General features: G+C 69.8%; 14 protein-coding genes. 7 read left to right on the forward strand and 7 right to left on the reverse strand.

All coding sequences use genetic code 11. From position 1 onward, the window contains the following. Positions 1-88 precede the first annotated feature (88 nt). Positions 89-667: a TetR/AcrR family transcriptional regulator gene (locus tag ACZ64A_RS07420; RefSeq protein WP_469808797.1), complete on the reverse strand. Its 579-nt coding sequence runs from the start codon at positions 665-667 to the stop codon at positions 89-91. A 76-nt stretch (positions 668-743) separates the two neighbouring features. Between ACZ64A_RS07420 and ACZ64A_RS07425 the strand changes: the two genes are divergently transcribed. Both ACZ64A_RS07425 and ACZ64A_RS07430 read left to right on the forward strand, forming a co-directional pair. Further along, complete coding sequence (locus tag ACZ64A_RS07425; RefSeq protein ID WP_469808798.1) at positions 744-1274, forward strand: GNAT family N-acetyltransferase; 531 nt, start codon at positions 744-746, stop codon at positions 1272-1274. A 295-nt stretch (positions 1275-1569) separates the two neighbouring features. Then, the gene (locus ACZ64A_RS07430) at positions 1570-1773 is read left to right on the forward strand and encodes a cold-shock protein (protein WP_469808799.1); all 204 of its coding nucleotides are present in this window, start codon (positions 1570-1572) and stop codon (positions 1771-1773) included. A gap of 52 nt (positions 1774-1825) precedes the next feature. Here ACZ64A_RS07430 and ACZ64A_RS07435 read toward each other — a convergent pair whose 3' ends face one another. Next, complete coding sequence (locus tag ACZ64A_RS07435) at positions 1826-3163, reverse strand: helix-turn-helix domain-containing protein (RefSeq protein WP_469808801.1); 1338 nt, start codon at positions 3161-3163, stop codon at positions 1826-1828. 306 nt (positions 3164-3469) lie between these two features. Here ACZ64A_RS07435 and ACZ64A_RS07440 point away from each other — a divergent pair, with 306 nt between their 5' ends. The 3 genes from ACZ64A_RS07440 (at position 3470) to ACZ64A_RS07450 (ending at position 5445) form a co-directional block, all read left to right on the forward strand. Further along, positions 3470-4081 carry a hypothetical protein gene (locus ACZ64A_RS07440; RefSeq protein ID WP_469808802.1) on the forward strand — a complete coding sequence of 204 codons (612 nt, stop codon included), beginning with the start codon at positions 3470-3472 and terminating at the stop codon, positions 4079-4081. Positions 4082-4248: 167 nt separating this feature from the next. After that, positions 4249-4707 carry a hypothetical protein gene (locus ACZ64A_RS07445; protein ID WP_469808803.1) on the forward strand — a complete coding sequence of 153 codons (459 nt, stop codon included), beginning with the start codon at positions 4249-4251 and terminating at the stop codon, positions 4705-4707. A gap of 141 nt (positions 4708-4848) precedes the next feature. After that, a complete protein-coding gene (locus tag ACZ64A_RS07450) occupies positions 4849-5445 on the forward strand; it encodes an HD domain-containing protein (RefSeq protein ID WP_469808804.1) in 597 nt (198 codons plus the stop codon). On the opposite strand, the gene ACZ64A_RS07455 is transcribed toward ACZ64A_RS07450, so the two are convergent. Next, positions 5430-6131, reverse strand: a complete 702-nt coding sequence (locus tag ACZ64A_RS07455; RefSeq protein ID WP_469808805.1) for a hypothetical protein — start codon at positions 6129-6131, stop codon at positions 5430-5432. The two genes, ACZ64A_RS07450 and ACZ64A_RS07455, sit on opposite strands and share 16 nt — an antisense overlap. Before the next feature lie 293 nt (positions 6132-6424). Then, on the reverse strand, positions 6425-6838 hold the full coding sequence (locus ACZ64A_RS07460; protein ID WP_469808806.1) for a YunG family protein: 414 nt from the start codon (positions 6836-6838) through the stop codon (positions 6425-6427). Positions 6839-7022: 184 nt separating this feature from the next. Between ACZ64A_RS07460 and ACZ64A_RS07465 the strand changes: the two genes are divergently transcribed. Next, positions 7023-8276 carry a cytochrome P450 family protein gene (locus tag ACZ64A_RS07465; protein WP_469808807.1) on the forward strand — a complete coding sequence of 418 codons (1254 nt, stop codon included), beginning with the start codon at positions 7023-7025 and terminating at the stop codon, positions 8274-8276. A gap of 109 nt (positions 8277-8385) precedes the next feature. On the opposite strand, the gene ACZ64A_RS07470 is transcribed toward ACZ64A_RS07465, so the two are convergent. Further along, a complete protein-coding gene (locus tag ACZ64A_RS07470) occupies positions 8386-8604 on the reverse strand; it encodes a DUF5133 domain-containing protein (protein WP_469808808.1) in 219 nt (72 codons plus the stop codon). Between the two features lie 450 nt (positions 8605-9054). Continuing rightward, positions 9055-9954 carry a LysR substrate-binding domain-containing protein gene (locus ACZ64A_RS07475; RefSeq protein WP_469808809.1) on the reverse strand — a complete coding sequence of 300 codons (900 nt, stop codon included), beginning with the start codon at positions 9952-9954 and terminating at the stop codon, positions 9055-9057. A 107-nt stretch (positions 9955-10061) separates the two neighbouring features. Here ACZ64A_RS07475 and ACZ64A_RS07480 point away from each other — a divergent pair, with 107 nt between their 5' ends. Then, positions 10062-10601, forward strand: a complete 540-nt coding sequence (locus ACZ64A_RS07480) for an allene oxide cyclase barrel-like domain-containing protein (RefSeq protein WP_469808810.1) — start codon at positions 10062-10064, stop codon at positions 10599-10601. 178 nt (positions 10602-10779) lie between these two features. On the opposite strand, the gene ACZ64A_RS07485 is transcribed toward ACZ64A_RS07480, so the two are convergent. Then, positions 10780-12048, reverse strand: coding sequence for an extracellular solute-binding protein (locus ACZ64A_RS07485; RefSeq protein ID WP_469808811.1), 1269 nt, complete (start codon positions 12046-12048; stop codon positions 10780-10782). Positions 12049-12282: the final 234 nt, after the last annotated feature.

Genomic DNA, 12282 nt, shown 5'->3' on the forward strand with positions numbered 1-12282 from the left:
AAGGCCTCCCGCAGCGACGTGAACCGCCCCTTCGGGAACGCTCTTCACGGGCCACCGGGAAGCTCAGGCCGAGCGGCTGGCGCCCGTGTCAGTCCCGCAGCAGGGCGAGTTGGTGCTCGACGGCTTCGGTGAGCCGCTTCTCGTCGTTCGTCGCCAGAAGATCGAGCAGGGCGCCGCGCAGGACGGCCAGAGCCAGGGTGCGGCGGACGGCGCCGTCTGCGCTGTCCCGTTCGGAGGGCGGCTGACAGTCGGCCAGGACGCCGAGCCAGTCCTCCACCGTGGCACGGGCGAACCCGGCCCAGGCCCCGTCGGGCTGGACGAGCGAGCGGGCGTACGCCTCGGCCCACAGCCGCAGCAGCGGCCGGTGCTCCTTCGCGGCGAGCCATGTCCAGACCTGCTCGACGGCCGCGACCAGCCCGGCGGGGTGTCCGGGCTGCCTGACGCGGGCCAGGAGCGCCAGTTCGTCGTCGCGGGCACGCGCGAGCAGCGCCCGCACCAGGCCGTCCTTGCTGCCGAAGAGGAAGAGCAGGACCCGCGGGCTGGACCCGATGGCCTCGGCCAGCGGGCGCAGCGACAGATCGGTCAGGCCATGGGCGAGGGCGTACTGGTACGCCGCCTCCAGCAGCTCGCGCTGCCGGGCCGAGGGGGTTGGCGTTTCCTGGGGCACGGGGCTAGCCTAACGTAACTGAAACAACTGTTTCAGTCCGTGGAGGGTGCGGTCACGGGAGCCGGGAGGACACCTCATGTCACAGCAGGATCTGAGGCACGTCGTCGTGCGTCGAGCCGACCGTCCCGGCGACCTGGGGTGGGTGGTGATGGCCCACGGCGAGGTCTACTCCGAGCAGTTCGGCTGGAACACGGACTTCGAGGCCCTGGTGGCCAAGATCGTCGCCGACTACGCCGCCAAGCACGACGCGGCCCGCGAGGCGGGCTGGATCGCCGAGGTCGACGGCCGGCGCGTGGGCTGCGTCTTTCTGGTCGCCGGCGACCAGCCGAAGGTGGCCAGGCTGCGCATCCTGCTCGTCACTCCGGACGGCAGGGGACTGCGTCTCGGGGCCCGTCTGGTCGGGGAGTGCCTGACGTTCGCCCGTGCGGCGGGCTACGAGCAGGTGACGCTGTGGACCAACGACGTGCTGGTGGCGGCGCGCACGATCTACCAGAGCTTCGGTTTCACCCTCGCCGACGAGGAACCGCACCACAGTTTCGGCCATGATCTCGTCGGCCAGAACTGGACCCTCGACCTGCGCGCCGACACGGCGGGCGACGACGGCTGACCGACCGTACGGTCCGGGCCGTGCGCCGGAACCCGGACATGGGACGAACGGCGACGTCAGGGTGGAAACATGCCCAGCTCACCCGCCCTCGGAGGCGGTCCATACGCTCAAGTGGCGGCTGGAAGTCGTTGCTCTATGGTGATGAGCAGTTTCACCGTGTAGTTTCACTCTCAGCTGTCGTGGTTCGCAGTTCCTGCCCGCGCTTTGGCGTGGGCGTTTTGCTGTGCAGTACCGGACCAGGACGACCACCTCCGGGCCGCGCGGTGCGGCCCGACATCGACTGAGAGGTATTGGCATGGCCAGCGGAACCGTGAAGTGGTTCAACTCCGAAAAGGGCTTCGGTTTCATCGCGCAGGACGGCGGAGGCCCGGACGTCTTCGCGCACTACTCCAACATCAACTCTTCCGGTTTCCGTGAGCTCCTCGAGGGCCAGGCCGTGACGTTCGACATCACGCAGGGCCAGAAGGGCCCGCAGGCGGAGAACATCACCGCCGTCTGACCGGCAGCATGATCGACCTGCCCCGGAGCATGAGCTCCGGGGCAGTCGCGTTTCAGTTGCCGTACGGCACCCACGCACGCCCACCCGCGTCCGTCGTCCCGTACCAGTAGCGGGGCATGCGGGCGATGCCGGTCGTGCGGAACGGGCGGCCGTGGTCGTCGATACGGACCGTTCCGGTGCGGCCCTGACTGGACCAGTCGAGTTCCAGGAACCAACGGGTGTCGTGGGCCACTGTCGTCGCGTCGACCAGCAGGACCTCCGGGTCTTCGGCGGAGACCCGGTAGGGGAAGTGCACGGCCGGCAGGCTGTGTTCACTGTCGGCCCCGTCCTTGGGACGGGCCACCGGGCGGTCCGCGTCGAGATTCACAGTGAAGCTGCGGGGCGTCAGCTCGCCACCGCAGCCCTGGTCCATGGCGTACGCGCTCCCGGCGGCCGGGTCGCCCCGGCTGACGATGCGCACGCGCAACGCCTCCAGGACCACGGCCGTGGAGGACCGGCCCTGCACGGAGACCTGCACCATCGTCTGCCGTCCGTGCACCGCGCCCAGCGACGCCGCCCACGCCCCGGCGTCCTGCTGCACCGGCGGCGGAGGCACCTGCGCGGGCGGCTTGTCGACGACGTAGTCGTGACCACATCCCATGTTCCACACCTGGGAATCGGCGCTGTAGGTGAAGGGCGGTCCGGTGGGCGGCTTCACGGGCGAGGCGGGGCGGCCGCCGGTGGAACCCGGGTCGGGCGACTTGCGCCCAGGGCCCGGTGACGGGGAACTGGGCGAAGGGCTGGTGGAGAGGGAGGGGGACGCGGAGGCGGTGGCCGGCGGGCTCGCCGAACGGTGGGACATGCCGGGGGTTACGGCCGTCCTGGGGAGCGCGGAGGGGGAGGCGCCCGCCTGCGAGGAACGGTCGTGCGACAGGGCGGACAGGCTGCCCACCGTGGCGAGGAGTCCGCAGGTGACGGCCGCGGATGCCAGGACGCGCCGGCGCCGGTACCAGGGGCGGGGAGCGGGGGAGGAGGGCGAAGCGGCGGGCTCGTCCGAGCCGGCAGGGCATGGGTCGGGACGGCCTGTCGGCGCCGGTGTCGCTGTCGCGCCCGGTGCGGAGGCTGCCCGCGCCTGCCCGGAACCGGCCGTACCTCTCCGCTGCCGGGTGGCGGCCGCCGCCAGCCACAACCGGTGCAGTTCCAGGCGCTCCTGCGCCGTCGCCTCGCAGAACGCCGCGAGCCGTTCCAGGGGCGCGAAGTCCTGCGGTACGGCCTCGCCGGCGCAGTAGCGGTGCAGCGTCGAGGTGTTCATGCCGACGCGGCGGGCCAGGGAGCCGTAGCTGCGGCCGGTGCGGTCCTTCAGCCGGCGCAGCAGGGCCGTGAACTCCTCGACATCGTCCCGAGCTGACACCGTTCCCCCGTCGTCCCGCCGCGATCCCGTATCCCAGGCACTCACATACCTGCACGTCAAACGGGATGGGATGGTTCCACCGTCGCCAAAGGGCCGCCATCCGTTGCGCCGCTGTCCGGCCACGGCCGATGCTCTTGCTGTCGCACCGACCGCACCGGAGAGACCGACCGGCCCCCGGGCGAGGTCCGGCACACGTGCACCGCATGCCCCGCATGTCCGCATGACCGCATGACCGCATGTACCGCAGGCATCGCAGGCATGTAGCGACCCATGAAATGCACCGCACTCCGTCAACGGGGGGAACCCATGCCCAACCGCATCCGAGCAGGTACGCTCCTGGCCTTCGCCGGCACGGGTCTGGCCGTGGCGCTGGCCGGGCCGGCCGCCGCCGCTGCGAAGACGCCCGGCTTCCTCGCGGCCGCTGACCTGCCGCCCCACCCCGCCTCGTCCTGGACAGCCGGCCAGGTCACGGCCGGCGTACCGCAGGAGACGGGTGAGGACGCCTGCCTGCGGGCGCTGCCGCGGCACAAGGCCGCCTGGCACCGCGACTTCCGCACCGACCTCGACACCAACGCCCGGCAGATCACGGTCGTCCTGCCCGACACCCGCTCGGCCGAGCAGCTGACCTCGAGGCTCGACGCGGACATCGCCTCCTGCGCGGCCCGCATCGAACAACAGCACCCGGACACCCAGGCCACCGGCAAGGACTACGGGACGCTGCGCGTCGAGGACGGCGCCCACGTCTACGGCGTCCACACCGAGACGTCCTGGGGCGCGAGCGACGTCCGTCTGCTGTCGGTGGGCCGCGACGGCCGCACCGTCACGGTCGTGAACTGGGCCCAGCTCGGCGGCTTCGAGGGCGCTCCGGTGCAGGCGTTCAAGAAGACGACCACCACGGCCGTGAACAAACTCCGCTGACGGAGGCCGTCCGGGGCCGCCCTCCCGCCACGGGGGTCGGGAGGGCCGCCCGGCCACCGACAACCACGGCACGGCCCGACCACTCGACCGCCCTGCCACTCGAACGCCCTACCACTCGATCACCGACGACCAGACCAGTCGAACACAGAAGAACACGGGGAACAGACATGAACAGCACGACCCGCACCGCCCTGACCGCCGGAGTCCTCGCCGTCGCCCTCGGTGTCGGCGCCACCGTCCAGGCCTCGGCCGGGACTCCGCGCAGCGTCAGCGGCAAGCCGTCCGACAACATCACCCGCATCGCCGACTTCTACGGTGCCTACATCGACGCCGTGACCGACGAGAACAGCGGCGGCCTGGGCCAGGCGCTGCGCAGCCACTACCTCAGCGCCGGCTTCCAGAAGGAACTGAACGCCTGGGAGGCCAAGAACCACGCCGACGGCGTGCTGCGCGCCCAGAACGTGCCGCTCGCCTGGAAGGTCACCGACAACGGCACCGCCGGCTACACGGAGGCCGTGATCACTCTCACCTGGAGCAAGAACAGCACGACCAGGCTGGTCGTCGACATGACCCGCTCCGGCCGCAAGATCTTCCACATCGGGGACAAGGGCATCGGCGGGAAGTGACGGCCCGGCAGACCCCACGGACGGGGTCTGCCGCCGGTCCGGAGGCGCCGTCGACCGGCGTGCGGCATGCGCACATCGAGCCGTCGCTTCCGGACCGGACGCTTCGGCGTGACAGGGAACAGCCCTTGCTAGGCTCCGGGCGTGTCCCTTCCCAGCGTTGAAGAAATCCGCGCCCTGCACGAGAAGTACGCGCCGACAGCAGAAGTACTCGACGTCGTCCGCACCCACTGCGAGATCGTGTGGAGTGTCGCCGAGCAGCTCGTGGCGCGTTCGTCGTTGCGGGTGGACGTCGACCTGGTGAGGGCCGGCTGCCTGCTGCACGACATCGGGGTCTACGCCCTGTGCACCGAGGACGGACGCATCGACCTGGACAACTACATCCGTCACGGCGTCCTCGGGCACGAAATCCTCAGCAACGAGGGATACCCCGACCACCTCTGCCGGATGTGTTCGTGCCACACCGGCGTGGGCATCACCAAGCATGACGTCGTCTCACAAGGCCTCCCGCTGCCGCCGTGCGACTACCTCGCCGAATCCACAGAGGAACGGCTCGTCATGTACGCCGACAAATTCCACAGCAAGACCACGCCGCCGAAATTCCTGTCCGCGCCCGCCTACGCCCGGTACGTCCGGCGATTCGGTGACGAGAAGGTCGACAGGTTCAACACCCTGCGCGCGGAATTCGGTGAACCGGACCCTGCACCCCTGGCCGCGCACTACGGTCACGCGCTGGAGTAGCAATCACCTGCCGCGTCCGGTCCGGCCTGCCTGGCGATCCCTCGCCTTAGGCCTCGGTAAAGGAAGTACGCCGTACCCACGAGCACCGTCCCGCAGATGATGGGAACGAGCATCCAGGGGAGGCCCGTCCACACGGCGACCAGCCCGACGACGCCGCAACCGGCCACCGCGACGATGAGGAGCACCTTGCCGTACGGGAGCCAGACGAAGAGTCCCGGATCGCGGGGTCTGACCAGACGTACCGCGCCGAACACCAGCGCCAGGCCTGCCAGCAGCCCCGCGAACGTGCCGATGGCGGCCGTCATCTGGGGTTCGTCGCGAGGCGCGTCGGCTGAAACCTGCCGTTCGTCGCCCTGGGCGATCTCGACGACGAGGCCACGCCAGACGGTGCCGGTGATCCGGTCACCCCTGTGAAGGTCGCTCAGCACCGGTCCCTGGCCGCCGAACGGCACGACGACTCTCCCCAGCGGGCGAGGGCCGAGCAGGGTCGCCCGTATCTTCTTCCTGGCCGTGCTGGTGGCCTCCACGGTGAACGTGACGTGCCGCAGACAGTCCTCCGCCGGACGCATCGCCGTATCGGCGGGGCACGCTCGGGCCGCCGTGTATTCCCTGTGCAGGACACGATCAGTGGGCAACCAGGTGGTGAACACCCAGGAACACGCCGGCGCGGCGATCAGCGACAGCACGATGAGCGCCGCACCTACCAGCCTGTTCCGGCCGGCCCTCGAAGGGGGCGATGATCCGCCCGCCTCCCGGACGACACCGATCCTCGCCGTCATCGCTCATCTCCCCTCTGCCGTCCACCGAAGGCCCACCTTCTCCGCCCTCCCCCCAGGCAGACAACGAGCCCCCTCGGCAGCCACCCGACCCCGGTCCTTGCCGCATCCGGGCAACGTGCGCCGTCAAGAGGGGCCGTGGCGGCCCTGCCCCTTGCGGGAAGGACCGTCCGCTGTTGCAACACCCTTACCTCTGAGGGCGCTTACCCTTGGTGTACCGGCGCCCCCTGCTGATGCAGCAGCTTCTCCAGGACGCGTTCGCGGAGGAGTTCGTACTCCTCGCGGAGTCTGCGCCATTCGGTCACGGGTGGGCGTGGAATGACGATGCCTCCCGTGACGACTTCCTCCGGACGGAACTGCTCGCGGGTGAGGTCGATCTCGATGCCCGCGCCCAGACGGTTCCACCAGTGGTAGTCCACACGCTCTCCGTCCACGTGGACCTCGCCTCGGAGCAACTCGCCCCCGAGCAGGTCATTGAGCACCATGGCGGTCACCCCGCACTGGTCCCGAGCAGGGTTGTCCTCGGTCCAGCTCGATCGGAACTCAGGCGTGCACGTCTCGGCGCTCCAGCTGCTGCGGACGGCTCGTTCGATGTCGGTGAGAAGCAACGGTTTCATGCCGCTGATCCTGTCAGCCGCCACTGACAACGACAGGGGCTTCCGGTCGGCAGCCGAGCCGTGACGGACTTCTCTCCCCCGGGAGCGTGCGCAGCTCCGGCGGTACCGCGTGGCGGACTTGTGCAATCGCCCGTCGACATCGCACTGTTGGCCGATATTCGTTCATACGGTCAGGAGTTCCGGCTTGTCCTCCCAAACCCCCGTTCCCGCGCCACCCCACGTCGTCGATCCCGCCGGCGGCTGCCCGCACACTCTGAACGCCGGCCTCCGGGCCCGGGGGCCCGTCGCGGACATCGTCCTGCCGGGCGGGGTGCCCGCAGCCGTCGTCCTGGGGCACGAGGCGCTCAAAGAATTCCTGTCCCACCCCGACGTGGCGAAGGACGCCCGCCACTGCCCCGCGCTGAACGACGGCACGATCCCCGCGGACTGGCCACTGCGCGTGTTCGCCAACGCCCAGGGCATGCACACCGCCGACGGAGCCGACCACCGCCGGCTGCGCTCCCTCGTCGGCAACGCCTTCACCGCCCGCCAGGTCGAGCGGCTGCGGCCGCGCATCGAGGACCTGACCGCCGGCCTCCTCGACGACCTCGGCCGAGCCGCCGCCGGGGACCCGGACGGCATCGCTGACCTGCGCACCCACTTCGCGCTGCCGCTCCCGATGAGCGTCATCTGCGAGCTGCTCGGTGTGGACGCCGAGTACCGTGACCGGCTGCACGACCTCACCTACACGGTGATCATCGCCACCGACACCACCCCGGCCGAGGTGATGGCCGCCGTACGCGAGCTCGTCGACCTGCTCGGCACGATCGCGGCCGCCCGCCGGGCAGCCCCCGGCGACGACCTGACGAGCGCCCTGATAGCCGCCCGTGAGGACGACGGCGACCGGCTCAGCGAGGCCGAACTCATCGGCACCATGCGCCTGATGCTGGTCGCCGGCCACGAGACCACCCTCAACCTGATCAGCAACGCCGTACGGGCACTGTGCACCCACCGCGATCAGCTGGCGCTGGTGCTGGACGGCAAGGCCGGCTGGTCGGACGTGGTGGACGAGACGCTCCGCTGGGACGGCCCCGTCAGTTGGTTCCCCTTCCGCTATCCCACCCGCGACCTGGACCTCGTCGGCACCGTGATCCCGCAGGGAACCCCGGTCCTCGCGGGTTACACCGCGGCCGGCCGCGACAAGGCCTTCCACGGCCCGGACGCCGACCGCTTCGACGTCACCCGGCCCGGCGCGTCCCGGCACCTCTCCTTCGGCCACGGCGCCCACTACTGCGTGGGCGCGCCCCTTGCCCGTCTCGAGGCGACGATCGCCCTGGAGCGTCTCTTCACTCGCTTCCCGGACCTCGACCTCGCGGTCCCCGAGACCGGACTTCCACGCCAGCGCAGCTTCATCGGCAACAGTGTCGAAGCGCTCCCGGTGCGCCTGGTCCGCCGCTGAGCCTATGAGTCCGGCTGACCCGGGCCGCTCCTTGCGGCCGGGGTCAGTCTGTTCCGCGCACCGGCGGCCTCACCCCCTCATCCCCGGCCGGAGATCGACGTCGTCGGCCTCATCTCGATCCGGCCGCTGCTCGGCCGAGCAGCCCCCGCGCGTGGGACACCGCCTGCTGAGGGTCACGTACGCCGGTGTAGACGCACACGGTGTACTGAACGTCCTCCAGCCGCCGTCGGACGTCCGGCTCCGGGTCGGGTCGGGGAGTGAGCGCATCGAACTCGTTGAGCAGGTCACGAAGTACGGAAAGGTTGATCAGAGGCATCTCGGCTTCCATTCCCGCACCTCGCAGGTGCGTGATCTGGCCTTCGTGTCGTCTCGACTGCGCTGCTGAGGCACATGTGCTTCCGCCGGACGACGGGCGTGCCGCGTCCGTGGAACCAGCTGATTCGACTCCCCGTGCAGGCGTGCCGGTCCGCGAAACCGTTGTGGTACCGACCGGGCCGTTGAACGCCCCGACGACCGCCTGGACGGCGGACGGGGGCAGGGGAGGGCGGAGTGCAACTCCTGAAACCACGCGGAGGTGCGTCGGCCGGGTCTCGGTCCAGCGCCCTCGCTGCGTGACGGCGCTCACATTAGTTCAGGGGAGGGCGGGACAAAAGACCTCGGAGCCGCCCTTGTCTCACTCATTGCATCCGGCCTCGTACCGTCAGCCACGGCCGCCTGCCGAGCACGCCCGCCGACGCCCCGGGGTTCGTCGCGGCCCGGCGAGCCGTCATGAGGCCGCTCAGAGGGTGTCCTGCGGTCCGTCGGCGTGCCAGTTCCAGGTGGTCAGGGCGGTGCGCATCAGCCGGGCGGCGGTCGGCAGGTGGCCGTCGGCGCGCCAGCACAGGGTCACCGTGCGGCGGCAGTCGGGGCTGTCGACGGGGATCCAGGCGAGGGAGGTGTCCTTGGCCAGGTGGCGGGCGAAGGAGGGGACGAGGCCGATGCCGAGTCCTGCGCTGATCAGACCCGCGAGGGCGCTGTGTTCGTCGCTCTCGCAGACGATCTTCGGAGTCAGGCCATGGGCCGCGAAGAGCCGGTCGAGCAGCCGGCGGAGCCAGTGGCCCTCGCGGGCGGTGACGAAGGGCTGGCCGGCGAGTTCGTGGACGGTCACGGACGTACGGCGGGCAAGGGGATGGTCGCTGGGCGCGCTCACCCCGACCGCCTCGTCGAACAACTGCACCGCCTCCAGGCCCTCGGCGTGGATCGGCTGCGAAGCGACACACAGGTCCACCTGCTGGGTGCGCAGACGGCGGGCCATGTCCTCGACCGGCGACCACTGGAGGTCGAGGTCGACGGAGGGGTGGGATCGCTTGTAGGCCGCCAACGGGCCGGTGAGGGTGAGGAAGGTTTCCGACGCCAGCCGCACGGTGCCCAGGCCCTCGTCGGCGGCCTCGGCCACGGCGCGCTGTCCTGCCTGGAGTTCACCGAGGGCGCGTTCGACATGGTCGCGGAAGGCTTTGCCGGCGTCGTTGAGCCGGAGCCGGTTGCTGCGGTCGAACAGCGGGGCGCCCAGCTCGCTCTCCAGACGGGCGATGGTGCGGCTCAGCGACGGCTGAGCGACGCGCAGCTCGTCGGCCGCCCGGCTGAGGTGTTCCAGCCGCGCCACGACCAGGAACTGCCTGAGCGAGTTCAGCTCCATCATGCCTCCGTGGTCATAACGCCATAGCGATATTGATCTTAGACATCCATAACTCCGGAGTCATAGCGTCGAAATGTGCCCGCAAGGGAGATCACAGTGAGGAGATCCACATGGTCACCAGCACTCCGGAATCGGCTGACGCGCGGCGAGGCAGGGAGCAGCGGAACAGCAGGACACGCCTGACACTGAAGAAGTCCTTCGCCGTATCGGTGGTCGCCGCTGTGGTCGGCTTCTGCGCGGTGGGCAGTGCCGACGCCGATACTCCGGAACGGGACCGCGCCGAGGTCCTGGAGCTCGCCATCCACAACGATCAGTACGCGGCCGCCGACCTCGGACCGGCGGGGCCGAGCGTGGGAGACATGGACGTCTACTCCGGGACCGCCGTCCAGGACGGCCGCACGGTCGGACGTGGAGGCGGGTCGTGTCAGGTCGTCCGTCTCCAGGGCGAGGAACGTACGACACAGTGCCTGATCACGATAGAACTCGAGCGGGGCTCTCTGACGATGCAGTCCCTCTGGACGAGCGGGACGAATGCCCTCGACATGGCCATCACCGGCGGTACGGGCGTCTACAGCACCGCACGGGGCACCGCCCACTACTGGGACATCGCGACCCCGACGGAGAGGATGCGCGCCGACATCCGGCGCTGACCGGTGAAGCACACCTGACCGGCCAAGCACGCCTGACCGGCCAAGCACGCCTGACCGGTGCAGCGCGCCCCGGCACCGGCAGATGCCGCCGGGCCGTTGCCGGGTCGAGTCGGCACCGCGGCCGCCCGGGGTGCCGACTCGGCGGCGTAACTCGCAACCGCGCAGATGCGGAAGCGCATCACTGCCGCTGGGTGACGACCCGGGCCTCTTGGGCGATGTCCTCCAGCACGGCCTTCGGGTCGGCGGTGGGAGCGACGGCCTTGCCGATGTTCCGCTTGATGATGTTGCTGACCTGCAGCCAGGACGGATCGTTGACCGGGTAGAGCTGGGCTGTGCGCAGTGCGGTCAGGAACTGTTCGGCGTCGGGGTCCGTCGCCGTGGCCTGGGAGGCAGTCACCGTCGAGGGCAGCAGGTGGTAACGCTCGGCGAACGCGCTGAGGTTCTTGTCCTCGTAGACGAAGTTCACGAACGAGCCGACCAGTTCCTTGTTGCCGTCGTGCTTGAAGGCCATCATCCAGTCGGCGACGCCCACTGACGGCGGGGTGATGCCGTCGCTCAGCGTGTCCGAGACCGGCATGGTCAGCGTGCCGACCTTGATGCCCTTCGCCCTCGCCTCGTTGAGGAGCGAGGGGTAGCCGTTGACCATGCCGACGTCGCCGCGCAGGAAGGCGGCGAAGGCGTCCTGCCGGTTGAGCTCGGCAGGCGGGGTCGGGCCGGTCAGACCGGGCGTGACCAGGTTGTCCTTGATCCAGCGGAAGGTCTCGGCGTTCTGCCGGGACGCGATGCTGTAACCGCCGCTGCCGTCGGTGTACCCGCCGCCGTTGCTCAGTTCCCAGATCAGGGCTTCGGCGTGTGCCTCCTCGGGGCCGAGCGGCAGGGCGTACGGGTAGAGGACGCCGTCCTTCTTCAGCGCCTTCGCCGCGTCCTTCAGGTCCGACCAGGTCTTGGGCGGCTTTGCTCCGGCCTTGTCGAACAGCTCCTCGTTGTAGAAGAGCAGCCGGCTACTGGCGACGAACGGCAAGCCGTAGAGGGTGTCGTCGATGGAGCCTGCTTCGGCGAGCGGCGGCAGGAAGTTCGCCTCCGCCCTGATCGGCAGCAGGTCACTGGCGGCGTAGAGGCGGCCCTGCGCGGCGAAGTCGGAGTAGGCACCCATGAGAGCCACGTCCGGGGCGTCGTCGTCGTGGACCATGCGGGTGACCTCACGGTCGACGTCGGCCCACGGGTAGACCGTCACCTCCACCTTCTTGCCGGGGTGGGCGGCGGTGAAGGCGGCGGTCAGCTTGTCCCAGTACGCCTTGGAGGTGTTCGCCGGGTTGTCGCCGTACTCGGGAACCACCAGGCGCAGTGTCGTCCCGTCACTTCCGGACGAGCCGCAGGCGGTGGTGAGGGAGCCCAGCAGTCCGAATGCGGCCACGGAAGCGGCTATGCCGAAGAGTCTTGGTCGCACGGATCGTTCCTTTTGATCATTTCCAACAGTGCATCCGGAATCTTCTCTCGGCCCGGGGAGATATGGGCCCCCTGTGAAGGAATTGTGGCCATAGCTCCAACTGCACCGATTCCGAATGGTGTCTTCCGATATGTCGACGCCGATTCCGGGTGCACGGGCCGTGCAACGGAAAGGCCGGCTGCCGCACTTCGCCCGCCGCTCAGGACGCCTCGGCGAAGCGGCCGAACATGTGGG

This window comes from Streptomyces sp. NPDC104814 (genome assembly GCF_055583185.1).

Bases quoted from the DNA above. Each gene is read 5' to 3' on its own strand.
- ACZ64A_RS07445 (WP_469808803.1), top strand. From the start codon at position 4,249: ATGAACAGCACGACCCGCACCGCCCTGACCGCCGGAGTCCTCGCCGTC.
- ACZ64A_RS07470 (WP_469808808.1), bottom strand. From the start codon at position 8,604: ATGGAAGCCGAGATGCCTCTGATCAACCTTTCCGTACTTCGTGACCTG.
- ACZ64A_RS07425 (WP_469808798.1), top strand. From the start codon at position 744: ATGTCACAGCAGGATCTGAGGCACGTCGTCGTGCGTCGAGCCGACCGT.
- ACZ64A_RS07480 (WP_469808810.1), top strand. From the start codon at position 10,062: ATGGTCACCAGCACTCCGGAATCGGCTGACGCGCGGCGAGGCAGGGAG.
- ACZ64A_RS07430 (WP_469808799.1), top strand. From the start codon at position 1,570: ATGGCCAGCGGAACCGTGAAGTGGTTCAACTCCGAAAAGGGCTTCGGT.
- ACZ64A_RS07460 (WP_469808806.1), bottom strand. From the start codon at position 6,838: ATGAAACCGTTGCTTCTCACCGACATCGAACGAGCCGTCCGCAGCAGC.
- ACZ64A_RS07475 (WP_469808809.1), bottom strand. From the start codon at position 9,954: ATGATGGAGCTGAACTCGCTCAGGCAGTTCCTGGTCGTGGCGCGGCTG.
- ACZ64A_RS07440 (WP_469808802.1), top strand. From the start codon at position 3,470: ATGCCCAACCGCATCCGAGCAGGTACGCTCCTGGCCTTCGCCGGCACG.